Here is a 26,101-nt window from a genome sequence, read left to right on the forward strand (position 1 = left end):
ATCGAGAATGAAATTGATAATCAAACTTATAAACTTCTCGATACGATTTTTTCAAAATCTACTCGAAGTGACGGAGTGAATCTAAATGCACAACGTGTAAGAGTCTTAGTGTACTTCGTGTTAAAGAGCCGGCTTAGTGCGCTCTTTTAAGCAGAACGCCTTTGTGAAACTAAAAAACAGATCGTAATAAGAAAATCTTAGTGTGCTTCGTGTTCACAATGTCACGCTAATCCTAGAAACCCAGGTGATTTGTGTTTAAAAAAACAATTTAAAAAATATAACAACCTAAATACAGAACAATGAAAAATATATTTACAACCGCTGTGATCTTTTTCAGCATCACCACATTCGCACAGGTGGGGATTAATAATACCTCTCCCAAAGCAACCCTTGACATTACCGCCAAAGCAACCGACGGCAGCAAACCCGAAGGATTGATTATCCCAAAATTATCCGGTGATAATATCCATACGGCAACAGCCAACGCCGTCTATGGAGCAGCACAGAAAGGACTTATTGTTTATGCCTCTTCAGCTGATACCAATCCTACCGGGGCAACAGCTAATATTACCGCTGAAGGCTATTATTTTTTTGATGGTGGGGTATGGCAGAAAATTATAACCGGAAAAGTAGCCAATGCAGATCTTTCTACAGGAGTAGGAGGAATCTACAAAGGAAGTGGTTCTTTATCAGGTAATACCATCGTGACACAGGGTGCCAATACGTTGGCTTTTACTTCTACAGCCACGAATGGGTTTTCTGTAGATGGAACTACACTTTCTGTAGATGCTGCGAATAACAGGGTAGGAATCGGCACAACTTCTCCCCAAGCCATAATGCATATTTCGGGAACAAGTGGCGATCATCTCAGACTGACAAACTCATCTTCAGATTGGGCATTAGGAAGTGAAAATGCAGGAGGACAAAACGGGATACCAGGACAATCGTCATTCAATATTACAGATAGAGTTAATAGTGTCAGACGTATGACGATAGGTGTTGACAATAGTTTCAGATTAGGGGGCAATATTGCTACGGGCAATTCAGCGCTATCTATTGACGGCCCTACCAACAAAGTGGGAATAGGAACCAATACTCCTCAGGCAACTTTAGACATTAAAGCCGGGAGCAATGGCAGCGTTGCCGAAGGGCTTATCGCACCCAGACTGACCGGGACTCAGCTCCAGGGTTTCACTTATACCTCATCACAGACAGGAGCGATTGTTTATGTAACGGCGGCTCCTGCAACTCCTGCAGGCCAGACGGCTAACGTTACCGCAGCAGGTTACTACTTTTTTGATGGCAGTGCTTGGCAGAGGATCTTGGCAACCTCCTCAGGAGATACTACTAATGATGGCTGGGTTAATGACACCACCAATTCGATGATAAAACTTGGATCAAAAGCTGATGGTACAGCAAGAACTGCAGGAACCGATGTGGTACTGAAAGATGACGGAAAGATAGGTATTGGCACTGCGACACCCGGCTCTTTATTAGATCTTGTTGCTGATAATAAAGGAACAGGAGGACAAGATGACATCTCTCTCAGCTCATATAACTCAACAGGTTCTCCATCTCCAGGACTGATATTCAGGACAGCACGTGGTACTGCTGCTGCACCAGCCAATTTACAAAATGGCGATGAGTTGGCAAATATCATGTCTTCAGGTAGAATAGGAGGAAATGCAACTACTACTTCGAGTATTATAACCAGATATAAAGGTGATGGTACTACAAACCTTTCAAATATAACGTTTAATGCCAGCGGAACCGATCGTATGCTGATCGATGAAAACGGGAGGGTAGGAATAGGGACAACAGCCCCGAAAACATTACTTCAGGTGCAATCTCCGGCAGGCTCTGCTGCTCCGGTAGCTGCTTTTTCCAGTGTTAATTGTGGGGCAGGATGTGGTCAAGGGACAGCAAAAAATATTGTCCTTAATAATATACATACAAACAATAGCCTTTTTGCTTCTATTGATTTTGTTCCGGGGGGAGATCCAACAGATCCATCCGGTGCTTCTATACAGGGGATCGACAGGGACTTTACCAACAACTATGCAGGGCTCTCCTTCTTTACAAGAAACGCAACAGATTATGATTCCAGAATGGTAATAAAATCTTCCGGGAATGTGGGGATTGGAACGAATGCTCCATCAGCAAGATTCGAAATCAATTCCGGAACAGCAAATACTTCGGGACTAAAGTTTAGCAATTTAAATTCTTCTACCACAGTAGGTACAGGACAAGCCTTGGGAGTAGATGCAAGTGGAAATGTGATAACAGTTCCAAATCCTACCGCAGCAAGTGTAACAACATCTGAGGCATTTGCAACAAGTGGTGGTTTTAATGTAAATGATTTAGCGTGGACTACTGTTTCAGGATCTAGTCAAACAATTACAATTCCTACAGGAGGTAAGGCTGTATTTCTAAATTTTATGCTGGGTGTCGATTACGGTACTTTTCCAACTGGAGCCGGAAGTTCATATTACACGGCAAAACTTTTTATAGACGGTGTTGCAACTAACGTCTTCCAAACAACACAGGAGCCAGGCATAGCAGGAGCTCAGACGCAGTACAGTTTAAGCAGTGTGAAGTTTCTTACAGCAGGTAGTCATACAGTCGATGTAAGGATGATGAGAACTTATAATAATGGTGCAACAAGCGGACAAAATATGCGATGCGATGTTATGTCCATGAGCTTTAATGCCAGTTATATTAATTAAGATGCTCACACCAGCAATTTGGCAACAACAAAATTAATGACTAGTCCTAACAGGGTTGAAAATCCTACTAGGGTATAAATAATAACAATTTAACAACCATTTAAAACAAACAACGATGGCAAACATCCTACACAAAATCAAAGCGTATCTCTATGATAACGTTTTAACCAAAGACAATCCTAATGATTACACGGCCCGCACGGTAAGTGAGCGAAGCCTTAATGTCCGGCAAATCTGCCAGGCAGCAGTGACAAGAGGCGGTGCAGATATCTCTGCTTCCTCAATGGAACATGCTACCGAGCTATTCCTAAAAGAGATGGCGTATCAGCTTTGCGATGGCTTTTCGGTTAATACCGGGTACTTTACCGCAAGTACTACCATTAGAGGTGTATTTGATAGTCCTTCGGAGACGTTTAACAAAGACAAGCACAGCATTATTTTCCAGTTCAACCAGGGAGAAAAACTGAGGGCAGAAATTCCCAACATTGAAGTCAATATTCTGGGCGTAGCAGAAGCTTCTGCCGTTATCCTACAGGTAACGGATGTGAAAAGTGGTTCGGTAAATGATCTTCTTACGCCGGGAAGAAACCTGAAGATTGTCGGAAGTAAGATCAAAGTCGCAGGTGACGACTCTTTGGTAGGGATCTTTTTCGTAGACACCGCAACACAGGGAAGAACGAAAGTAGAGCAAAGTGATATTGTTACTAACAATCCTTCGGAGGTTATGGTAATCATTCCCGCATTACCGGCGGGAGCTTATAGAATAGAGATCGTAACACAATATGCAGGCAGTATTATTCTAAAGGAACCTCGCATCGCAATCTTTGACAGAGAATTGGCCGTAGAATAACAATCGGATTGCATCGGTGCATGCAAGAGGTTTGCAAGGGCGCTTGTAAGGGTATTGCAAGGAGGCTTGCAAGATGATTGCAAGGGAGCATGCAACCGGTTTGTGATAACAAACATATCCTAATACTGCAATTATATTATACAGTTAAGATATATATCAGCGCAAAAGCATTCCATCATGAGGGATTGGTATTTTTCATCAGTGTGTGGCTCCGGTTGGGAAATCTTTCCCTTCCGGAGCTTTTTTTGTGAGGTGTGGCTTCGAGTCGCCTCAGCCACCATTGAACGGAGGCCACCACGCTCCCTTGTCATCCCGTAGGGATCTAAGCCTGAATCTTTCCAGGATAATGTTAACGATGCCGAGATTCCTACGGAAATCACAGATTCGACGTAGTCAATGACAAAGTGTGTGGGTAGTTTTCGGGAGTTTTAGAGTATGAGCGTTTCAGCGTCTTAGGTTTATGGATATTTCTACAGAACGACAGAAAGCAGTCAACTGGCGGACCCCTGAGGTTCTCGAAGGGTCGCGTTAGACTGGAGGGACTGGTGGCTTCGAGTCGCCTCAGCCACCATTGAACGGAGGCCACCACGCTCCCCTGTCATCCCGTAGGGATCTAAGCCCGGATCTTTCCAGGATAATGTTAACGATGCCGAGATTCCTACGGAAATCACAGATTCGACGTAGTCAATGACAAAGTTTGTGGGTAGTTTTCGGGAGTTTTAGAGTATGAGCGTTTCAGCGTCTTAGGTTTATGGATATTTCTACAGAACGACAAAAAGCAGTCGACTGGCGGACCCTGAGGTTCTCGAAGGGTCGCGTTAGACTGGAGGGACAGGTGGCTTCGAGTCGCCTCAGCCACCATTGAACGGAGGCCACCACGCTCCCCTGTTATCCCGTAGGGATCTAAGCCTGAATCTTTTCAGGATAATGTTAACGATGCCGAGATTCCTACGGAAATCACAGATTCGACGTAGTCAATGACAAAGTGTGTGGGTAGTTTTCGGGAGTTTTAGAGTATGAGCGTTTCAGCGTCTTAGGTTTATGGATATTTCTACAGAACGACAGAAAGTAGTCAACTGGCGGACCCTGAGGTTCTCGAAGGGTCGCGTTACAACTGGCTGCTGAGCGGAGTCGAAGCCAAAAATAACGGCTCCCAAATCGGAGCCGTTAGTATATCGATTATTGTCCCTGCTGCATCACGCCGCCACTTTCTTCTTTCTTCGTCTGGTTCAGGATGTTGGCATCTTCCTTCGCCAGCTTGTTTTTCGTCGGAATCTTGTAATTGACGGAAAGACCGAAGTTTCTGGTGTCGTATTTACTTTTGATGTACACCGATTCACCCGTAGGAGGATTTGACCGTACCTGCATCACCTGTCCGTTGAAGATATCATTTGCAAAGATGGAAACCGTTAAGCGATTATCCATGAATTTCTTTGTTACTGTGAGATCAAAAGAGTTGTTGAACGGTTTTTCTGCGGTGAAGTAGAAATATCCTGCTTTTGGGGTTAGGTAACTGTAATTGGCGGTCAGCTTAATATCTTTTGGTAAAATGATCTGCGTCATGATGTTGAAGATCCAGAAGCCTTTGTTGTTCAAATTGTCAATATCATGTTTCTGGTACCCGGCGTATAAGTACATGAAATTAATTTTATCAGGATTAAAATTAAACTTCATGATCTCGCTTAGTGGCTTACTAAAAATCATAAACGGAACAGGCAACCCGACATTGAAATTATGAATTCTCATGTCTGAAATATTAATCTGCTCATTAAATAAATTCCTGCCGTCTTTCCTGATGATCTGTGCCACTTGGTTTTTTGCTGAACTCACGCTGTAGCCGATAAATGCATAATCAAAAGCTGAAATCTTCAGTTCATAATTATCGAAGATCGTCGGCTGAAGATTCGGGTTACCGTTAACCTGGGTATTAGGTCCCTGGAAGGTCACGTTATTCGGGTTTAGGGCAGAAATACTTGGTAAGCTGATCTTTTTGTTATAATTGGCTGCCACATAAACCTGGTTCATGAGGTTGTACTGAACACTGGCATTCGGGAATAATTTAAACTTATTGAAAGGAATAAGATCGGCTTCCGTAAGTGTATTATTTTTATCGTAATATCTGGTAATCCCCGAAATGTCATAATTCTCAGCACGGGTTCCCAGGATGAAATCAAATTTCTTCAGCTTTGCCTGGAATTCAAGATAGGTGGATGTCGTTTGCCTTGTGTAATCGAGATTGGTAATGCCTTTACTTTCAGTATCAAACTTCTGATGTTCGTACAACCCGCCCAAGCTTACTTTTCCCCCGTCAAGAAGGTTGAGTGGCTGTGAATAATCCACTTTGAAATTGGCAATTCTCATGTCGGATTTATTATCTAAAACATTTCCTAAAGAGATCCGTGGTTCTGGAGTGTTTATATCTTCATAGGTTTTATCTCTGAAAATATTATCCTGGGCAAACTTGCTGTTGGAACGGGTATAGCCAAACTGGAAATCCAGCTTCTGGGATTTGTCGGTAAAGCGCTTTTGGTAGGTTGCCACGGCTTCCTGTCTTGTGGTAAGGGTATGGGCCGCATCGGAAGCGTCAAAACGGAAATTCCGGTACGTATACGCCGCAGGGTCGGATCCGGGGATCTGTTGTTTTTCCTCGCCGATACCGTCGCTTAAGGTATAATTGTCATTGTTGTTGTGGTAGATGTCATAGTTTAAAAGCAGGCGATCTTGTCCGAGGTCAAAAGTGATCCCCGATTTGGCGAAGTAGCCTCTTCCGAATCGGTCGGTATTGCTGGTCAAGAGATCATCCTGTTTGCCACTCAGCGTACTTTCACGGTAGTTCTGACCGACATTCAGCTGCCATCCGAAGATTTTATTTCTCGCATTTAAATTTAATGAATTACTCGTTCTGCTTCGGAATTTATCATAGTTCGTGAATGAGTAGTTTCCGGAATACGTAGCCGTTAAATATTTATTGGCGTTCTTATTGGTGATGATGTTCATGATGGCGCCCCCTGAAGTAGCGGGAAATTCAGCTCCCGGCTGGGTAATCACCTCAATTCTGTCTACGGAATTGGCCGGCATTCCTTCAAGGAACGAGTTAAGCTCATTAGAAGTGATATTTAAAGGTCTTCCGTTGAGGTATACATCCAGCACCTTTCCCTGGTACATCATTCCGGCGATATCAGTAGATACCAGCCCCGGCAGTTTCTTAATCCCTTCTAAAACATTACCGTTATTAAGTTGTGGCTGCTCCGAAAAGTCGAAGATCGTACGGTCGGCTTTCTGCTCAACGGCTTTTTTAGTTTTGGTGATGGTAACCCCTTCAATTTCTTTTTCTTTAACCTGGTTATTGATCTTTTCCTGAGCATACATAAAGACTGTACCCAGAAACGATAAAGCAATAATTGTTTTTTTCATAATGTCTTGTCGTATCAGGTTAGACGCATGAAAATGTTTTTTGTTACAGGGGTTCGCTTTATTTTATATATTTTAAAACGGATTCTGGTTTATATTTAGGGCTTCGTTTTAGGAAATCCATGAAAAAAGCGGTATGGGTGCCTCCCATAAGCAGTACGATTCGGTCATTTTTATTAATACTGATCTTATTGAAGTTGGAAAACATCACCAGATTTCTGTGATACATTTTAGCGGCTTCGTCGGCTCCCTCGTTTTTATCTTTTGTCGAGACATAAGTGAGCATATCAGCATTGATGTTGATCAGCATATCTAATACCTGAGGATGATTATTGAATTTAAATAACTCCCGGAAAGTCATTTGATTTTCAGGATACTTTTTTTCGCTTTCTTCCACGAGTTCACCATATTTCTGATAGGTTTCGTCTTCCAGTTTGTTTTTAAGATTATAATACAGGCTATAGTTATACGATTCTTTGTAATCTATACCGAAGATTTTAGATGTATGGGAAAGTCTTCCGATTTCAAAGGCCAGCAATTCTATTTCGCCAGGATTTTCATACTTCTTTTCAGGGTTGTCCAGATATTCCAAATAAGCTTTACGAAGCTTTTCATTGTTTTCGGGCAATTCTTCCACAACGATAATGGTCGGCCTGAAGGCGGCGATCTCTTTCGCAATTTCATGGATTCTCCGTTTATTTTCCGCGCTGTGCTCATCAAATGCAGTTGTATTGGCATCAGATGTTGTTCCCATATGGAAGGTGGCTATATTTAAGACAGGAACGGCGTCATCAAATTTGTCTTTAAACTGAAACTGCTGTGCCTGCACGGAAACGGCGAAAGCAAGGGTAAGCAAAGTTATATGTATGGTTTTCATAGTAAATGGTTATAGAAAAGGGAAGGTTTGTGACATAAGCATTAAGTTTGTTTAAACTTTTTACCTAACCACAAAAAGTCACAAAAGATAATCTTAAAGCATTGATTAGAATATTCAAAGTTCTTAATAGAATAAATCAAAGATTTTTTTAAACTATTGTGATCTTTTTCATTTATAGTCATCAACTTTAGATAAAATTGAACTCATCTTTTGTCTCTATTGCGGTTAATTCTGAAATAAGTTTAAACGATTTTATTCTCAAAAGAATATTGATTTATTTCAAAGAATTGAATTCTACATAATTGAAGTCAGGGGAAGAAGTGAATAGCTGTCTCAAAACGGAGGCGTGGCCATTGCCGACAATCACCAGCAATCTATCTTCCGGATTATGCGGAATATTCTGAATATTGGCCCTGACCACGAGATCCCGATCGGTGAGAATTATAAGATGAGTTTTTTGAGCCGCCTCAAGTAAAAAAGCAACCCCCGATCCGGAGTTGCTTTTTCTATCATTAATTAAAATCTAACAATTAATTTTTTTCTTGTTGCTTGATAAGGTTTAGTGCAGAACCTGCCTTAAACCATTCGATCTGCTGATCGTTATATGTATGGTTTGCCATAATGATGTCTTTGCTTCCGTCTGCGTGTACGAATTCCAAAGTAAGTTGTTTTCCAGGAGCAAATTGCTCAAGATCTAGGAAATTAACGGTATCATCTTCCAACACTTTATCATAGTCGGCTTCATTAGCGAAAGTTAACCCAAGCATCCCTTGTTTTTTAAGGTTCGTTTCGTGGATTCTCGCAAATGATTTTACCAATACTGCTTTTACACCAAGATGTCTTGGTTCCATCGCAGCATGCTCTCTTGAAGAACCTTCCCCATAATTCTGGTCTCCTACAACAATTGAAGGAACTCCTGCAGCTTTGTAAGCTCTTTGTACAGCAGGTACTTCACCATATTCACCGGTAAGCTGGTTTTTCACTTTGTTGGTTTCCATGTTGTAAGCGTTTACCGCTCCGATCAACATGTTGTTGGAAATATTATCTAAGTGACCTCTGTATTTCAACCATGGCCCAGCCATAGAAATGTGGTCGGTTGTACATTTTCCGAATGCTTTGATCAAAACTTTAGCACCTTCGATATTTTTACCGTCCCAAGCCGGGAATTCTTCTAATAACTGAAGTCTGTCTGAAGTAGGGCTTACATTTACCACAACGTGAGATCCGTCTTCAGATGGAGCCTGATATCCGTTGTCTTCTACAGCGAAACCTTTTGATGGCAATTCAGAACCTTTTGGCTCGTCTAATTTGATCTGCTCACCTGATTCGTTTGTTAAAGTATCTGTGATTGGGTTGAAGTCTAATCTTCCGGAGATTGCTACAGCAGCAACCATTTCAGGAGAAGCTACGAATGCATGGGTATTTGGGTTACCGTCTGCTCTTTTCGCAAAGTTTCTGTTGAAAGAGTGAATAATAGAGTTTTTCTCTCCTTTTTCAGCACCTTCTCTGTCCCACTGACCGATACATGGTCCGCAAGCATTGGTAAAGATTCTTGCATTCTCAAATTTTCTGAAAGAGTCTAAGAATCCGTCTCTCTCAGCAGTATATTTTACCTGCTCAGAACCAGGGTTGATCCCTAAGATTGCTTTAGGTTTTACGCCTTTGGCAACGGCATCTTCCACGATAGAAGCAGCTCTTGATAAATCTTCGTAAGAAGAGTTGGTACAAGATCCGATCAATGCCCATTCAACTTCAAGTGGCCATCCGTTAGCTTCTGCTTTTGCTCGGAATTCAGAAACAGGTGTTGCCAAATCCGGAGTGAAAGGTCCGTTTAAGTGAGGGGTAAGTTCAGAAAGGTTGATTTCTATTAATTGATCAAAATATTGTTCAGGGTTTGCGTATACTTCAGCATCGCCTGTTAAGTGTTCTGCAATCTGGTCAGCAGCATCTACGACATCCTGTCTTCCGGTAGAAGCAAGATATCTTCTCATGGAATCATCATATCCGAAAGTAGAAGTCGTAGCACCGATCTCAGCACCCATGTTACAGATCGTTCCTTTTCCGGTTGCGGAAAGAGACTCTGCTCCTTCTCCGAAATATTCTACGATGCATCCGGTACCTCCTTTTACGGTAAGGATACCTGCTACTTTAAGGATAACGTCTTTCGCAGAAGTCCATCCTGACATTTTACCGGTAAGTTTTACCCCGATAAGCTTAGGCATTTTAAGTTCCCATGCCATACCTGCCATTACGTCTACTGCATCAGCACCCCCTACACCGATAGCGACCATTCCTAAACCTCCTGCGTTTACCGTGTGAGAGTCAGTTCCGATCATCATACCGCCCGGGAATGCATAGTTTTCCAGTACTACCTGGTGGATGATTCCGGCTCCCGGCTTCCAGAAACCGATTCCGTATTTATCACAAACAGAACTCAGGAAGTTGAAAACCTCCGAGTTTTTATTGATACCTTCTTGTAAATCTTTATCAGCACCTACCTTTGCCTGGATCAGGTGATCTGCGTGAGCAGTTGAAGGAACGGCTACTTTAGCTTTTCCAGCCTGCATAAACTGCAAAAGTGCCATCTGTGCAGTTGCATCCTGCATTGCTACTCTGTCCGGTGCGAAGTCTACATAAGAATTTCCTCTTTCATAAGCCTGTGTAGCATTGCCTTCCCAAAGGTGAGTGTATAATATTTTTTCTGATAATGTAAGAGGTTTTCCCACGATCTGTCTTGCGGCTGCAATCCTTTCAGGGTAACGCTCGTACACTTTTTTGATCATATCGATATCAAATGTCATATCTCAAAAACGTTTTAAAATTATCAAACAATTATAAATGTTCCCAAAAGTACGAATTTTTAATATTTTATAAAGGTTATATTATTTAGATTCTTTATAAATATGAATTTTATAATTTCTATTTTTCAACGTATTTTTGCAGGCAATATGGGTATAAAAAATATAATTCAGGTTCTATGTCTGTTGGTTTCAGTTACTGTTTTTTGTCAAAAATCAACTCCGAAAAAAGCACCTGTAAAAAAGAAAGTAATGGTTGTCAGGGAAAATACTGTTTTACCTGTCGTTAATGAGGATCTTCCTCTTTTAATTCCAAAAAAGAAAGATGGTAATTTCGGGTATGTCGATCAGAAAGGAAGATTTGTTATAAAACCAGAGTATCATATTGCGGTTTTCTTTTATGAAGACTGCAACCTGCTGAATGCTCCGTATGAAAAACTGAGGAAATTCGGAACGGCGGATTATGCAACGGTAGAGAAAGACGAAATCTCATACAGAGTAGATAAAAAGGGAAAAAGAGTATATCGTTTCAGGCAGGAAGATCTCGGTAAATGTGTGCACAAAGAATATACACAACAGCTTTATCAGGCTTATGTTTTAAATGGGTTCTACGGAATTATTGAAAAAGCTACTTTTAAGAATCCGGCGGATTACAGACAGTTTCAGATTTATCCTCAATATGATTATCTCTTTATTCTTGAAGGCGATGATGTGGCCAATCCTATGATCATTGCCTCAAAAAACAATATGTTTGGAGTTATTGATGTTCACAATAGAATTGTCATCCCTTTTGAGTATGACGACATCAAGCGCAACTTCAGCTGGAAGCTCGGAAAAATGTTTGATGTTTCCAAAGACGGCAAAAATTATTATTATATCGACTCAAACAACAGAACTTATTAGAAAGAGGTACTGAAAAAATAGGGTTACATTAAAAAATAATTCAAAATTCATTCTTAACGGCTGATCTTCTCTGCCAATATTTTTGTACTTTTGCGGCAGATATAAAGGGGTGCTTTAACAAGCTGAGATTATACCCAATGAACCTGGAACGGGTAATGCCGTTTAGGGAATTTAAAAAAATGTAACAATAGAACAGTATAACAATGTACCAATTCTTATTGTTGGACTGGTAAACTGATACATTTTTACATTAATTTAATCCGCCCCTTTTATTCATTAAATGTTAAAATTTATAGAATGAAAGGATTATTTTTTTTAAGCCTTACCATAGGCTCAGTGGCCTTTATCCAGGCACAGAATACCGATTCCTTACAAATAAAGGAAATTGAAGCCGTTAACTTTACGAAAAGACTTCCTGTTGCCAAAGAGATCATTAATGTTCAGAGAGATCTTGACAGTAAAAATCTTGGGCAGGATCTGCCGATTCTCCTTAAAAATCAAACATCCGTTATTTCAACTTCCGATGCAGGAAATGGCGTTGGCTATACCGGTTTCAGGATCCGTGGGGTCTCGGGAAGTGGCATCAATGTGATGATGAATGGAGTGCCGTACAATGATTCTGAAAGTCAGGGTACTTTCTTTGTGAATGTTCCTGATCTTACAAGCTCTGCATCGCAAATTGTCATTCAGCGGGGTGTGGGAACATCAAATAATGGAGCTGCGGCTTTCGGAGCAAGTATTAATGTGCTTTCAAAAGATCCGGAAGACAAGTTTTATGTAAAAACAGATGATAGTTATGGATCGTTTAATACCTATAAATACTCAGCAGAAATAGGTTCCGGGAAATTCTGGGGCAACCGTCTCTCTGTAATGGGAAGATATACGCATATCAATTCCGATGGATATATCGACAGGGCATTTTCAAAGTTACATTCTTACAACTTTACCGCTTTGTACGAAGAAGGAAATACCAGAATCCGTCTGATGGCTTTCGGTGGTAAAGAGAAAACCTACCAGGCCTGGAACGGAATCGACCGAAAAACCTGGGAAACTGATCCGAAATTCAATTACTCCGGGGCGATATACGATGCCAATTGGGAAAATATTGTAGGATTTTATGATAATGAAATGGACAACTACCGACAGAATCATTATCAGTTGCTTTGGCAGCAGAAGTTTAATGACAAATGGAATCTTGAAACTACCTTTCACTATACAAAAGGAAAAGGATATTACGAAAATTATAAACAGGGTGATCCATTTGCCAGATATAATTTGCCGGATTTTAATGGGGAAGAATATTCAGATTTTATCAGAAAAAAATGGCTGAATAACGACTTCTATGGAGTAGTCTCAACCCTTTATGGAAAACTGGGAATTGTTGATTTAAATTTTGGTGCGGTGGCAAATCAGTACTACGGAAGGCATTTCGGAAATGTGACCGGAGTTTTCCTTCCGCAAATTGATGAACATGAATATTACAGAAACCGCTCGGTTAAGAACGAAGTAGCAGGTTTTGCAAAAGCATTGGTAAGGGTACATGATTTTGAATTCTTCGGAGATCTTCAGCTGAGAAATGTTGATTACAATACGAAAATCATTACCTCAGGAGATGATGAAGGCGCCAATTTAGATAAAAACTGGTTATTTTTCAACCCGAAACTGGGAATCAATTATAAAATTGGCAATGGAAAAATCTTTGTTTCCTACGCCCATGCTCACCGGGAGCCGAACCGTGACGACCTTTTGGCAAACAATGATGTAAAAGCAGAAAAACTGCACGATTTTGAAGCCGGTCTGGAAAGGCAGTTTGGGCCTGTATCTTTTACCGCAAACTTATATTATATGTATTATGTTAATCAGCTTGTCCTGAATGGTGAGCTGAATAATGTAGGCGCATTCATCAGAACCAACTCAGGAAAAAGTTTCCGCAGCGGAATCGAGTTGGGTGCCCTTGCCAAAATTTCCAAGCAATGGGAGCTTACCGGGAATGTGAGTTTCAGCAACAACCGAAATTTAGACTTTAAAGTGGAAAATGAAAATGGTGTGCAGGATCTCGGGAATACTCAGATTTCCTTCTCACCAGACGTGATTGCCAATCTCGGGATCAGGTTTAATCCTGATAAAAACTTTCAGTTTGCCCTTACCAACCAATATGTCGGAAAGCAGTATCTCGACAATTCTGAAGACCAAAATCTCCAGCTGAAAGATTATTTTCTTACCGATTTTAATGCTCAATACCAATTCAAAATTCATAATAATGACATCGCCCTCAAGCTCTTGGTAAACAATATTTTCAATAAAAAATATGTCAACAACGGCGCTGTGTACGATGGCTCTCCTTACTATTTTTCCCAGGCGGGAACCAACTTTATGTTTGGGATCAGCTGGAAAATTCAGTAATTCATCAGGCTATATTGAAATAATTATAGTAAAAAGTAAAGTTAGATTTTTAAGGCTGCTTCGGCGGCCTTTTTGTTTTTAAGAAGCTTTATCCCGCTATCCACTATATCTTTTGGGTTACGGCCTCCTGAACTGCGTTCGTAAATTTTCAATTTATACTCCGGCCGCAACCCAAAAGGATGCCGTTTCTATCGGGGCTAGGGGTAGTGTCGCGATAACAATTCAAAAGTTTAAACCGGACTTCCAGGTGACATCGGTACTCATCGCCACACTGAAATAAAATCTCACAAAAAGTCATGAAAAAGTCATAAATTTGCCACCAAATGAATATTTCAGCTTACATTTTAGAATATTTGAAACAGTTCGGGACCGTTACCGTTCCGGATTTTGGGATATTTTTGTTGGAAAAGTCCAAGGCAATTATCAATTCCGAAAATGGGAGCATTCTTCCTCCTGCAAGTAAAATTGTTTATACTCCCGATTACAGGGTGAAATCTGACGATCTGGCTGCTTTTATTGCCAGTCATAAACACATGACTCTTGAAGCATCGGGAACAGATCTGCAGATTCAGACCGATTTCTGGAAGAAAAAACTGCAGGCCGAACAGATGCTGGAAATTCAAGGGTTGGGCACGATATTTATTGAAGATGGTGAAACTCATTTTAAAGGAAACCGGTTGCAATCAGATCATCCGGATTTCTATGGGTTGGAGGAAATTAAACTTTCAGATATCAGCAACAAAGAATCTAAAACTGCCACTGCCGGGAAGCCTGAAAAAGATTACAAGTTTAATAAGTCTATTCTCTGGATTTTCCTTATCATTATTCCTGTTGCGGGAATTTTGTATGTAGCGTTTACACAGCAGAAACTTCTGTTTGGGAAAAAATCATTTGATCCCGCCACGGTTTCGGTACAGACCACAACGCATAGGATCCCTAACGATACGCTGAAAGCACAGAAAGTGATTCCACCGATACCAGCGGATTCTTTAAAAAAAGATTCCCTAAGAAAAGATTCTGTAGTAAAACAGAATATTCAGCCCGCATCAGGCCCTGCGGTAAAAACAAAGGCCCCTTTATACAACACTAAAAAGAAATGGCAAAAATAAAAAAGGCGTCAGAATCCCTGACGGTAATGACCAATATCGTCCTTCCCAATGATACCAATCAATTGAGGAATTTATTCGGAGGCGAGCTATTGGCAAGGATGGACCGATGTGCATCTATCTCAGCGACGAGACATTGTGAGCGAAGAGTAGTAACTGCTTCGGTGAACCATGTTTCATTCGATCATCCGATTCCTGAAGGCGGAATCGTTGTAATGGAATCTAAAGTTTCCAGAGCATTCTCTACTTCCATGGAAATTTATGTGGATGTATGGTTGGATGATCCTATCAACCGCAAAAAAATTCAGACCAATAAAGGAATTTACACTTTTGTAGCGGTAGATGAGTTTAACCGTCCTATCCCGATTCCGGAAATGGAGCCGGAAACTGATCTCGAAAAAGAAAGGTATGCGGCAGCTTTAAGGAGAAAAGAACTTTCGCTTATTCTTTCCGGAAGAATGAAGCCGTCTGAATCGATTGAGCTTAAAAAGCTTTTCCAGGAAGATTCTAAATAATTTCTTTCAGTGAAAGGCCACAAAAAATTAATGTTACAATTACCGATAGAACCGACAGGAATACTTGTCGGTTTTTTATTGCGGATTCCGAAGAGGTCTCCAAATAACTGTTATTTTTACTAAACATTTTCTCTGGAAAGAATATCGGTAGGGCAAAGAGACAAAGAATTATGAAATTAACTCCTGCTTCAAGCCATAAAAAGTTCTTGCTTCCAAAAGCATCCGGGCCATTCCCCGAATAATGAATGGGTATAGTCTCCGGCACAGACGGAAATTTTACACTTAACACAATGACAGATATTAAAAGTAGCAGTATGGAGATTCCGAAGATAATTTTATGTAGCTTCATGAAAGGGAATTGAAAAAATCTATCCTGCAAAAGCGGTTTCTAAATCCTTGTGACTTACCTTTGCATCACAAATATAACGAATAATGTCTTCCATGAAAATATTACTTCTTGATAAAAATCATCCTCTGATTACGGAACAGCTTTTAGCCAAAAAATTTATTCTTGAAGAAGATTTCACCTCTTCCTACGATGAGGTTTGTAAGAAAATTGGAGATTATGATGGGGTTATCATCAGAAGCAGAATTCCTTTAGACAAAAACTTTTTGGAAAAAGCAAAAAATCTGAAATTCATTGCAAGAGTAGGAGCGGGCATGGAAAATATCGATATTCCTGTGGCGGAAAAGCTGGGCATTCAACTGATCAACTCTCCGGAAGGAAACCGTGATTCCGTGGCGGAACATGTTGTCGGAATGCTGCTGATCCTTATGAACCGTCTTTTTATTGCTTCTCAGGAAGTAAAAAATGGCATCTGGCTTCGTGAAGAAAACAGGGGCGATGAGTTGCTGGGCAAAACAGTAGGTCTTATCGGCTATGGAAATATGGGGAAAGCCACGGCAAAGAGACTTTCCGGTTTCGGATGTAAAGTGATTTTTCATGATATTCTTCCGGGGCTTTCTGATGAATATGCGACACAGGTTTCACTGGAAGAACTTAAAGAAAAATCAGAAGTCCTGAGCCTTCATATTCCATTGACTGACGAATCGTATTATCTGATCGACGGTCCTTTCATTTCAGATATGAAGAATGATTTCTATTTCGTAAATACCGCCAGAGGGAAAAATGTGGAAACAAAAAGTCTGGTTGAGGCGATAAAAGCCGGAAAAGTAAAAGGAGCCTGTCTTGATGTTCTGGAATACGAAAAGTCATCCTTTGAAAAGCTGGAAACCGAAAATGAAGATCTGCAGTTTCTTCTGGAATCTGAAAAAGTAATTGTTACACCGCACATCGCAGGCTGGACTATTCAAAGCAAGGAAAAGCTTGCGCAGGTGATTGTTGACAAAATCCGGGCGCAATTTTCAGATCATTTTCAGTCAATTCATTAATTTCAGAAGTCGATCTTTGAGTTTTATTTTATGTTAAATAATTCATAATTTATAGCCAATATTCAGTAATTATTTTGAGTTTTATTAAATTGCCATTCATTTTTGAAATTCATGAGGATGCGTAATTTTGTACTTATTATCACGGCCTGCCTGGCTATTTTTTCCTGTAAAAACAAATCTGAAAATCAAGAAGCTGTCGTTGAAAGTACGACCAATCTTCCCAATTATGGAAATGTAGATTTAAGTAAAGTTTTTACTGCAGCAGACAGTCAGATTCCTGATAAAGCATCACTTACAAGATATATCGATCAATACTACAAAAGAGTCTGGGAAAGAGGAAATCTTAGTGGCGGAATTCTGGTGGCAAAAGGAGATGATATTCTTTATGAAAATTACAGAGGTTTTGCAAGAGAGGGCAATCAGAATCCTATAGACAGAAATACCCCTCTGCATGTGGCTTCCGTGTCGAAAACACTTACGGCAATGGCTATGCTTAAGCTTGTAGAAGCGGGTAAAATAAAACTTTCAGATCACCTGACGCAGTTTTTTCCGGGATTTCCCTATCCTAATGTAACCGTTAAGACATTGCTCGATCAAAGAAGTGGTCTTCCGAAATACGAATACTTTATCACAAAAATACAGCCAGCTCCTGCTGAGCTTTCGAAAGCTTTCATTACCAATCAGGATATTTTAAATATGATTATTAAATACAAACCTGAACTGGCAAGAGAAACAGATACCGGATTTATGTACTGCAATACAAATTTTGCCATGCTGGCACTGCTGATTGAAAAAGTAACGAAAACACCTTTTCCACAGGCTATGAAAGAAATGGTTTTCGACCCTTTGAAGATGAAAAATACCTTTATTTTTCAGGAAAAAGATATTCCCACCGCATCACAATCGTTCTATTATGGTGGAAACAGGCTTTATCCTTTAGACAGGCTTGATTTAATTTATGGAGACAAAAATGTGTATACAACGCCAAGAGATCTTTATAATTTTTCCAAAGCCATGTTTTCGAAAGATTTCCTAAAACCGGAACTGATGGAGCAGGTTTTTACACCGTACAGCAACGAAAAGTTCGGGACGAATAACTACGGACTTGGCTTTAGAATGAAAATTTTTGACAATGGTGAAAAGCTTACCTATCACAATGGCTGGTGGCACGGGACAAACTCGGTTTTTGCGCACCTGCTGAAATCAAAAGTTACGATCATTGCCATCGGAAACAGGTATTCCGGTAAGGTCTATACGGCACTTGCCCTTTCCGGATTGTTCGAAGATTTTCCGCCTCAGAAAGATAAACTTCACAGCGTCATGAGCGATGATAAAGATACATTAAAAGGTCATGGTGAAGTTTATGGAGAATAATGTTTATTTTTGCGTAAACATGTTCATGAAAAGACTTCTTTTATTATTGGTCATTGGCTTTCTTTTGCAATCCTGTGCAAGAGTAGGATCACCTGTAGGAGGGCCGAAAGATTCCCTGGCTCCCAAATTTTTAGGTTCAAATATAGATACGACACGGATCAATGTTCCAAGAGATATTAGGGAGCTGCGCATTGATTTCGATGAGTACGTTACGCTGAAAGATATTTATAAAAACCTCAGCATTTCTCCACCAATTAAAAATATTACCAGAATTATTCCTTCGAATATCGCGAATAAATTTGTTCTTATTCAGTGGAAAGATACGTTGCAGGCGAATACAACCTATAATTTCAATTTCGGAAACGCTATTGCAGATAATAATGAGAATAATATTTTAAGGTATTTCAATTTTGCATTTTCTACGGGTGACAAGCTTGATGATCTTTATATCAGTGGGGATGTAAGAGATGCATTATCCATTAAAAAAGCGTCAGAAAATAAATTTGTTGTAGGTCTTTATCCGGTAAAGGATACCATAGATTACAAGCAAAAACCGTATTATATCACAAAAGTAGATGATGACGGATACTTTGAGCTGAATTATCTTGCTCCCGGAAAATACAGAATTATTGCTTTTGAAGATGAGAACGGAAACTCAATGTTTGATCAGGGAAAAGAAAAAGTTGGCTTTCAGAAAGATCCTGTAGTGGTAGAAAAATCGATTTCAGGATTGAATTTAAAAGTTTATCCGTCTAAAAAACCGGTTAGATATCTTGAAATGAAGGAAGCGCCGGGAGGGGTTTCGATGGCTTTCGAAGGCAGACCCGACAGTGTGAGGGTAAAATCTCAAAATGAAAAACTCACCGATTATCAGGTAACGCATGCTCCAAAATCGGATACGGTAAGAATCTGGTTTGATGCTGTTAAAAGCAATATCGGGCAGAATGCTGTGGAGAATTTGAAATTCGGGTATAATGCTGGTGTCGGAACGAAAAAAGATACGCTTTACAATGCTTCTCTTTTTTACCGCTACAATGCCAAGAATACAATGGATGTAAACAGTGATAACGGTGGAGGAGTGCTGGCTCCGAAACAGGATTTTAAACTCAGCTCAAACTATTACATCGATAAGATTAATACCGATAAGTGGATTTTCAGGGCGGAAGGAGATAGCCTGAATACATTACCTTTTACAGCAAAAATCTCTGAAACGAATCCTTATCAGATTATCGTGAATGCAGAATTTGTTTCAGGTAAAAAATATCAGCTTACCGTTCCGAAAGAAACAATATCTTCTTTTTATGCTAAAAATTACCAGTCAAAACGTTTTGATTTTGAAGTCGATAAAGTTGAAAACTACGGAAGTTTAGCCTTTAAACTTGAAAATGCTCCCTCTTCAAGTTACTGGATTCAGCTGATGGATCCTTCTGACAAGGTTCTTTATCAAAAATATACAAAAGGCAGCGAGGTTAAGTTTGATATTCTTAAGCCTGGTGAATATATTGTACGGATACTGGTCGATAATAATGAGAATAAATATTGGGATGAAGCAGATTTTCAGAACGATGTATTTGCAGAAGATTCTTACATTTATTACAAGACGGCGGTCGTAAGACCTCTGTGGGATAGCAATGAAAACTGGGATCTGAAAGATACGAGAGTGCTGGATACTTCAAAAATAAGTACTCCTAAAACGGATGACTCGTCGACGCAATCTGCAATATCACCAAATAATGCGACCCGACCAGATTTACCAACGGATAATGCTGTGCTGACACCCACCAGATAATCATGAAAACATTTAAAAAAATACTTTTCTGGTGCTTGATAGGATTCGTGCTTATTCAGTTTGTTACAACTGATAAAGTGAACGAGCCTGTCGACCATAAAGCAAATTTTGTTGACGTAAAAAAAACACCGCAGAAGATTGCAGAACTTATTAAAGGTGCCTGTTATGACTGCCATTCCAATGAGACGGTATATCCGAAATATGCCTACGTAGCGCCTGTTTCCTGGTCCGTTAAAAGCCATGTGAATGAAGGGAGAGAACGTCTCAATTTTTCAGTTTGGGAAACTTATAATGAGGATCTTAAAAAAAGCATGCTGGAGAAATCGATCCAGACCATCCAAAATAAAACGATGCCGATGCCCGGTTATATCGTTTATCATGACAAAGCCAATTTATCTGATGCGGAAAGAGCTTTATTGATAAAGTATTTTGACGAAATGCTAACCTCAAAACAATATTGATTAATTCAAATACTAACAAAACCCCGCCGAATAAAGTAAAATATTGATTTAATCGACGGGAGAATTGATTTAATGAAATGAAATTTTAAATATTCTTCAGATACTCTTTAAAGAATATCTTCTGCGAATCAAAAGCAATATCTTCAAGATCTAATTGTTGTAAAGGAACCCAGATTGCTTCCGATATTTCAGACGTTTCGAGATTCACCTTAAATTTTTCGGGAACGCTGTATTCATAAAAAAGATCAATCGTGTTATAATCTATTTCTTTATACTGATAGACATTCGGAAGACTTCTCAGATATTTTAAATTTGAAATATCGATATCAAGCTGTAGCTCTTCATAAAGTTCCCGCCGACAGGTTTCTTCTGCACTTTCCCGTGGATCTACAAATCCTCCTGCAAGGTCAAGCTTACCTTTTTTAGGCTCTCTGTTTCTTCGGGTAAGGTAAATTTCATTTTCAAAACGTATAACCACAGCTACGGCTCCGGCTACATTATTATATAGGGTGAAATTGCAGTTGGGACAGCTCCATTTCTTTTCTCCATCCCATTGTAAAGATTCTTTGCCACAGCTTGGGCAATATTTCAATATTTTCATTAGACCGTATTAATATTTCTCGGGTGATACGTTAAAATAACATCCCGAAGTTCTTCTGTTTTCAGATGGGTATAAATTTCCGTTGAGGCAATACTGGAATGACCCAGCATTTCCTGGATATAACGAAGATCTGCACCGTTCTGTAATAAATGCGTTGCAAAAGAATGTCTGAAGGTGTGGGGTGAAATTTTCTTGCTGACCCCCGCTTTATCCGTCAGTTCTTTTATGATTAAAAATACAATTACCCTTGACATCGATGTTCCTCTGCTGTTAAGGAAGAGGGTGTCTTCATGTCTTTTCGTTACTTTAATTTTTGAGCGAATTTCAGAAATATAGCTTTGAAGTAATTTAGCTGTATAATCTGCTAACGGAACGAAGCGCGTTTTGTTCCCTTTACCAAGGATTTTAATATAATGCTCCCTGAAATTGATATTGGAGATTTTCAGCTCGATCAGTTCCGAAACACGGAGTCCGCAGCCATAGAGTACCTCGATAATGCACTGGTTTCTTTTTCCAAGATCAGAATTCAGCTCGATAGCACTGATAATTTTGTTGATGTCCGGAAGGCTTAATGTATCCGGCAGGTAAAGGCCTAGCTTTGGCCCTTCAAGTAATGTCGCAGGATTATCTGCTCGGAATTCATCTTCCACAAGATATTTGAAGAATGCTTTGATAGAAGAGATCCATCTTGCCTGTGAGCGTTCGCTGAATTTTTGTTTGGAGAGATTGAAGATGTATTCCTGGAGATTTTCATAACGAATGGTATCAGGTCCTACATTTTCCAGATCTTCTTCTGCGTATTCTTTTAGTTTTTTGATGTCCCGAATATAGGCATCGAGAGTGTTTTCTGAAAAGTTTCTTTCGAAGCGAAGAAAGATTTCAAAATCCTTAATTTTTTCATCCCAAGTCATGTTGTGTTATTTTTTTAGTTCACAATCCGAAATCTGGACTATTTCAATATTGTGGTTTCTTAAAAATGATATTCCGTCGTCATCTGAATACTCATTGATATATACAAGTCTTGTAATGCCTGCTTGTAAAATAAGCTTACTGCATTCTTTACATGGAGAGAGCGTTAAATACAACGTGGCTCCTTTTGCAGACTGTGTGGAAGCTGCCAGCTTTAAGATTGCATTGGCTTCCGCATGAAGTACATACCAGTGTGTTTTGCCTTCGCTGTCTTCACAGCAGTTTTCAAACCCTGAAGGGGTACCATTATAACCATCTGAAATAATCATCCTATCTTTTACGATAAGAGCTCCTACCTGCTTTCGTTTACAGTAGGATAGTTTTGCCCATTCCTGAGCCATTTTTAGATAAGCTTTATCAAACTTATTCATACAGCAGCATTGTTTTTTCGAAATAATTTGTATTAAGGAAGCAGTTTTTTAGAAGTTCGGTTTTCTTTTTTCAAGAAACGCCGAGACTCCTTCTTTTTTATCGTCCATGTCAAAAAGCTCTCCGAAATATCTGATTTCGGTTTCAAAACCTTTCTCGGTGTCTGATAAATTTACAGCATGAATCGCTTTGGATATTGCCATTGGGGAATTGCTGGCAATAGTAGTGGCCAATTCTCGTGTTTTGGTTAGTAGTTCTTCAATTGGGTATACTTCATTTACCAATCCGATTTCCTTTGCTCTTTGAGCCGGAATCATTTTGGCAGAGAAGATCATTTCATTGGCAATACCTTTTCCTACAAGCTTCGGAAGTCTTTGGGTTCCTCCATATCCCGGAATTAATCCTAAGGTTACTTCGGGAAGCCCAAGCTTTGCGTTTTCCGATGCATATCTGATGTGGCATGCCATAGCAAGCTCAAGACCGCCGCCCAGTGCAAATCCGTTTACGGCTGCAATCACAGGCTTGGTCATATTTTCTATTTTGTTGAATAATGAATTATGTCCGTTTCTGGAAAGTTCTTCTGCTCTGTCCTGCCCGAAATCACTGAATTCTTTAATATCAGCTCCGGCCACGAAAGACTTTTCACCGCTTCCCGTAAGAATGACTACTCTGCATGCTGTATCAGCGTTTAATTCTTCCAGAGCAGAACTAAGCTCACTGATCGTTTTTGCATTTAATGCATTCAGACTTTCAGGACGGTTAATAGTAATAACAGCTATTTTATTTTCCTTGCTCAATAATATATTTTCGTAACCCATTTTTCAACTTATAAAATATTATTCTTTGCAAATTATAAATTTTTTATAAAAAAAAGGAAAAAATGTTGACTTTTTTTCCTTTTGATTGAAATTGCTGTTCAAGATAGTTATTTGGAATGATTCATCATATTGGCATCAATCACAACATTAAGTTGGGTTGCCACTTTCATACCCAGTTCAATATTGGCTCTGAAGAAGTGACATAACTGACGGTTGATGATTTCATCTTTCTTAGGACCTGTAATTCCTTTCATACTTCCCACAATATTACTCACCAGATTTTGTCTGTCTTCCGGACTCATCGCTTTGGAATATAGCAATCCGGGCTGTGTGTAATGATCATCATCATTTTCATTTCTGCTGTAATTGGCAACGTGGGCGCTGTCCAGCTCATATTCATAATTTTTATAAGAAGGATCAGGTTTGATTTCGTCAAAACTGTTCGGATGATAATTAGGCTTATCCTGATAGTGGCTGGAGTCTGCCATAAAGCCATCCCGCTGATAATTGTTTACAGCAAAAGGGCATCTGTTTACTTCCAGATGATGTGCATTAACACCGACTCTGTATCGGTGAGCATCAGGATAGGAGAATAATCTTCCCTGAAGCATTTTATCCGGAGAAAAACTGATTCCGTTGATCAGATTGCTTGGAGAGAAAGTGGATTGCTCTACGTGTGCAAAATAATTTACAGGAACTTCATTCAGCTCTATTTCTCCCACTTCAATTAAAGGAAAATCTCCCTGGAACCAAACTTTTGTAATGTCAAAAGGATTCCATCTGAAATCTCTGGCCTGCTCTTCAGTCATCACCTGAATGTACATGGTCCATTTCGGGAAATTGCCTTCTTCAATAGCATTACACATATCCTCCTGAGCAAAATCAGGATTTTCACCTGCCATTTTTACGGCTTCAGCATCGGTAAAGTTCTTGATACCCTGCTTTGTTTTCATATGGAATTTTACCCACACTCTTTCATTTTTGTCATTAATCATCGAGAAAGTATGAGATCCGAAACCATGCATGTGGCGGTATCCGTAAGGTGTTCCTCTGTCTGACATTAAAATCAGAACCTGATGCAGCGATTCAGGATTAAGGCTCCAGAAATCCCACATCATCGTAGCACTTTTCAGGTTGGTTTTCGGAACTCTTTTTTGAGTATGAATGAAGTCCGGGAATTTTTTGGCATCTTTAATAAAGAAAACCGGTGTGTTGTTTCCTACCAGATCCCAGTTTCCGTCTTCGGTATAAAATTTCAAAGCAAAACCCCTTGGATCTCTCGCGGTATCAGCACTTCCTTTTTCACCTCCAACGGTAGAAAAACGGGCAAACATCCTGCATGAATTGCCAACTTTTGAAAACAATTTTGCTTTTGTATATTGGCTGATGTCGTGTGTTACTGTAAATGTTCCGTAAGCTCCGGTTCCTTTGGCATGAACGATTCTTTCAGGGATTCTTTCTCTTACAAAATGGGCAAGATTTTCCTGTAAAACGAAATCCTGCAATAATACCGGACCTCTTGGTCCTACTGTCTGAGAATCCTGATGTTCATAATAAGGAGCTCCGTTACTTAACGTTAATTTTTTAGAATCCATATACTTATGATTTGTTTTGCTGATATTGATCTTGGATCAGTTTATAGTGTCGTATTAAATATCAAATTTACTTTAATTTTTAATTACAAATAGCAAAAACGTTTTATCTTTGTCATAGATAATATTAATCACATGAATATTCAGCAATTGGAGTACCTTATCGCTGTAGATAAGTATAAACATTTTGGAAAAGCGGCTCAAGCATGCTTCATTACGCAGCCTACGTTAAGTGCAATGATACAAAAATTTGAGGATGAACTGGATGTGAAGGTATTCGACAGAACCACTCACCCGATCCGTACGACTGATGTAGGGCTTCAGATCATCGATCAGGCCAAGGTGATTATAGAATCTGTCAATGAACTGAAGAATAAAGCCAATCTTCTGAATAATATTTTAGGAGGCACAATCAATATAGGAATCATTCCTACCGTCTCATCTTTTATCCTTCCTACTGAGATTTTTAAATTTCTGGAAGATAATCCGAAAATCCAGATGAATGTAAAGGAAATGACAACCGATAATATTATCAAAGCACTGAAAGCCGGTGAGCTTGATGCGGGAATTATTTCCACTCCTTACGATTCTGCAGACGAATTTTATCAGGATTTTTTATTTAATGAAGAATTAATGATTTACAGCTCAGATACGGAAGCGAATAAGAAAAACTCTTACGTGGTTCCTGAAGAGCTGAATGTAGAAAAAGTATGGCTTCTGGAAGAAGGAAACTGCCTGAGAAACCAGTTTGAAAACATCTGCCACCTAAAAGAAAATACATTAAAGCCTAAAAATTTAGATTTTCTGGCTTCCAATATTCAGACGTTGGTGCATATGGTGGATAAAGTCGGTGGAATCAGCATTTTGCCGGAACTTGCCCTGAGCCAGCTGTCGGACCAGCAGAAAGAAAATGTATTTAGATTTAAGAAGCCTTTTCCATACAGGGAAATCAGTATTATTTACTATAAGCCTACATTTAAGCAAAAGATCATTGATGAATTGTCACATTCTATCAGAACTTCACTAGAGAAAAAACTTAATTATCACGAAAACCCGAAAGAATTCGTAAGCATAAAACCGCAATAGTTTTTTATTGTTAAAGACCTGATAAACCGCTAATTTCAAGAAAATTATAATTAGTAAGCAA

Annotated in this window: 21 protein-coding genes; 11 read left to right on the forward strand and 10 right to left on the reverse strand. The window is 39.6% G+C overall.

The genetic code is table 11. The annotated features are described in order from the left end of the window. The first annotated feature begins 299 nt into the window (after positions 1-299). Positions 300-2,726, forward strand: coding sequence for a beta strand repeat-containing protein (locus AC3WV0_RS14515; protein WP_488846811.1), 2,427 nt, complete (start codon positions 300-302; stop codon positions 2,724-2,726). Between the two features lie 115 nt (positions 2,727-2,841). Then, positions 2,842-3,576, forward strand: a complete 735-nt coding sequence (locus AC3WV0_RS14520) for a DNA-binding domain-containing protein (protein WP_488846812.1) — start codon at positions 2,842-2,844, stop codon at positions 3,574-3,576. Positions 3,577-4,755: 1,179 nt separating this feature from the next. Here the strand turns inward: AC3WV0_RS14520 and AC3WV0_RS14525 are convergent. The 4 genes from AC3WV0_RS14525 to AC3WV0_RS14540 all read right to left on the reverse strand — a co-directional run bounded on the left by AC3WV0_RS14525 (position 4,756) and on the right by AC3WV0_RS14540 (position 10,665). Further along, positions 4,756-6,990 carry a TonB-dependent receptor domain-containing protein gene (locus tag AC3WV0_RS14525; RefSeq protein WP_488846813.1) on the reverse strand — a complete coding sequence of 745 codons (2,235 nt, stop codon included), beginning with the start codon at positions 6,988-6,990 and terminating at the stop codon, positions 4,756-4,758. Between the two features lie 58 nt (positions 6,991-7,048). After that, positions 7,049-7,864 carry a DUF5694 domain-containing protein gene (locus tag AC3WV0_RS14530; protein ID WP_488846814.1) on the reverse strand — a complete coding sequence of 272 codons (816 nt, stop codon included), beginning with the start codon at positions 7,862-7,864 and terminating at the stop codon, positions 7,049-7,051. Between the two features lie 274 nt (positions 7,865-8,138). Beyond that, positions 8,139-8,285, reverse strand: a complete 147-nt coding sequence (locus AC3WV0_RS14535; RefSeq protein ID WP_488846815.1) for a DUF5694 domain-containing protein — start codon at positions 8,283-8,285, stop codon at positions 8,139-8,141. Between the two features lie 109 nt (positions 8,286-8,394). After that, a complete protein-coding gene (locus AC3WV0_RS14540; RefSeq protein ID WP_488846816.1) occupies positions 8,395-10,665 on the reverse strand; it encodes an aconitate hydratase in 2,271 nt (756 codons plus the stop codon). 102 nt (positions 10,666-10,767) lie between these two features. Here AC3WV0_RS14540 and AC3WV0_RS14545 point away from each other — a divergent pair, with 102 nt between their 5' ends. From AC3WV0_RS14545 to AC3WV0_RS14560, 4 genes are all read left to right on the forward strand, one after another. Then, complete coding sequence (locus AC3WV0_RS14545) at positions 10,768-11,565, forward strand: WG repeat-containing protein (RefSeq protein ID WP_488846817.1); 798 nt, start codon at positions 10,768-10,770, stop codon at positions 11,563-11,565. Positions 11,566-11,862: 297 nt separating this feature from the next. Continuing rightward, positions 11,863-13,968: a TonB-dependent receptor gene (locus tag AC3WV0_RS14550; RefSeq protein ID WP_488846818.1), complete on the forward strand. Its 2,106-nt coding sequence runs from the start codon at positions 11,863-11,865 to the stop codon at positions 13,966-13,968. A 323-nt stretch (positions 13,969-14,291) separates the two neighbouring features. Then, positions 14,292-15,077, forward strand: a complete 786-nt coding sequence (locus AC3WV0_RS14555; RefSeq protein WP_488846819.1) for an HU domain-containing protein — start codon at positions 14,292-14,294, stop codon at positions 15,075-15,077. Then, positions 15,065-15,589 carry an acyl-CoA thioesterase gene (locus AC3WV0_RS14560; protein WP_488846820.1) on the forward strand — a complete coding sequence of 175 codons (525 nt, stop codon included), beginning with the start codon at positions 15,065-15,067 and terminating at the stop codon, positions 15,587-15,589. The genes AC3WV0_RS14555 and AC3WV0_RS14560 overlap by 13 nt, the downstream gene beginning before the upstream one ends. Here AC3WV0_RS14560 and AC3WV0_RS14565 read toward each other — a convergent pair. Next, a complete protein-coding gene (locus tag AC3WV0_RS14565) occupies positions 15,582-15,938 on the reverse strand; it encodes a DUF1648 domain-containing protein (protein ID WP_488846821.1) in 357 nt (118 codons plus the stop codon). The two genes, AC3WV0_RS14560 and AC3WV0_RS14565, sit on opposite strands and share 8 nt — an antisense overlap. A 92-nt stretch (positions 15,939-16,030) precedes the next feature. Here AC3WV0_RS14565 and AC3WV0_RS14570 point away from each other — a divergent pair, with 92 nt between their 5' ends. The 4 genes from AC3WV0_RS14570 (at position 16,031) to AC3WV0_RS14585 (ending at position 20,605) form a co-directional block, all read left to right on the forward strand. Next, positions 16,031-16,981, forward strand: coding sequence for a 2-hydroxyacid dehydrogenase (locus AC3WV0_RS14570; protein ID WP_488846822.1), 951 nt, complete (start codon positions 16,031-16,033; stop codon positions 16,979-16,981). Positions 16,982-17,092: 111 nt separating this feature from the next. Further along, positions 17,093-18,355 (forward strand): serine hydrolase domain-containing protein, encoded by a 1,263-nt coding sequence (locus AC3WV0_RS14575; protein WP_488846908.1) that lies wholly within the window; start codon positions 17,093-17,095, stop codon positions 18,353-18,355. A 25-nt stretch (positions 18,356-18,380) separates the two neighbouring features. After that, on the forward strand, positions 18,381-20,144 hold the full coding sequence (locus AC3WV0_RS14580; protein WP_488846823.1) for an Ig-like domain-containing domain: 1,764 nt from the start codon (positions 18,381-18,383) through the stop codon (positions 20,142-20,144). 2 nt (positions 20,145-20,146) lie between these two features. Beyond that, on the forward strand, positions 20,147-20,605 hold the full coding sequence (locus AC3WV0_RS14585; RefSeq protein ID WP_488846824.1) for a heme-binding domain-containing protein: 459 nt from the start codon (positions 20,147-20,149) through the stop codon (positions 20,603-20,605). An 85-nt stretch (positions 20,606-20,690) separates the two neighbouring features. Here AC3WV0_RS14585 and AC3WV0_RS14590 read toward each other — a convergent pair whose 3' ends face one another. From AC3WV0_RS14590 to AC3WV0_RS14610, 5 genes are all read right to left on the reverse strand, one after another. Continuing rightward, positions 20,691-21,206, reverse strand: a complete 516-nt coding sequence (locus tag AC3WV0_RS14590; protein ID WP_488846825.1) for an NUDIX hydrolase — start codon at positions 21,204-21,206, stop codon at positions 20,691-20,693. Further along, positions 21,206-22,117: a site-specific tyrosine recombinase XerD gene (gene xerD / locus AC3WV0_RS14595; RefSeq protein WP_488846826.1), complete on the reverse strand. Its 912-nt coding sequence runs from the start codon at positions 22,115-22,117 to the stop codon at positions 21,206-21,208. The genes AC3WV0_RS14590 and xerD overlap by 1 nt, the downstream gene beginning before the upstream one ends. Positions 22,118-22,123: 6 nt before the next feature. After that, on the reverse strand, positions 22,124-22,546 hold the full coding sequence (locus AC3WV0_RS14600; RefSeq protein ID WP_090000656.1) for a deoxycytidylate deaminase: 423 nt from the start codon (positions 22,544-22,546) through the stop codon (positions 22,124-22,126). A 48-nt stretch (positions 22,547-22,594) separates the two neighbouring features. Further along, complete coding sequence (locus AC3WV0_RS14605) at positions 22,595-23,362, reverse strand: enoyl-CoA hydratase/isomerase family protein (RefSeq protein ID WP_488846828.1); 768 nt, start codon at positions 23,360-23,362, stop codon at positions 22,595-22,597. Between the two features lie 107 nt (positions 23,363-23,469). Beyond that, positions 23,470-24,957, reverse strand: coding sequence for a catalase (locus tag AC3WV0_RS14610; protein WP_488846829.1), 1,488 nt, complete (start codon positions 24,955-24,957; stop codon positions 23,470-23,472). A 132-nt stretch (positions 24,958-25,089) separates the two neighbouring features. On the opposite strand from AC3WV0_RS14610, the gene AC3WV0_RS14615 reads away from it, so the two are divergent. Next, positions 25,090-26,040 (forward strand): LysR substrate-binding domain-containing protein, encoded by a 951-nt coding sequence (locus tag AC3WV0_RS14615; RefSeq protein WP_029296423.1) that lies wholly within the window; start codon positions 25,090-25,092, stop codon positions 26,038-26,040. The last annotated feature ends 61 nt before the right edge of the window (positions 26,041-26,101 follow it).

This window comes from Chryseobacterium sp. 27AL, assembly GCF_057815395.1.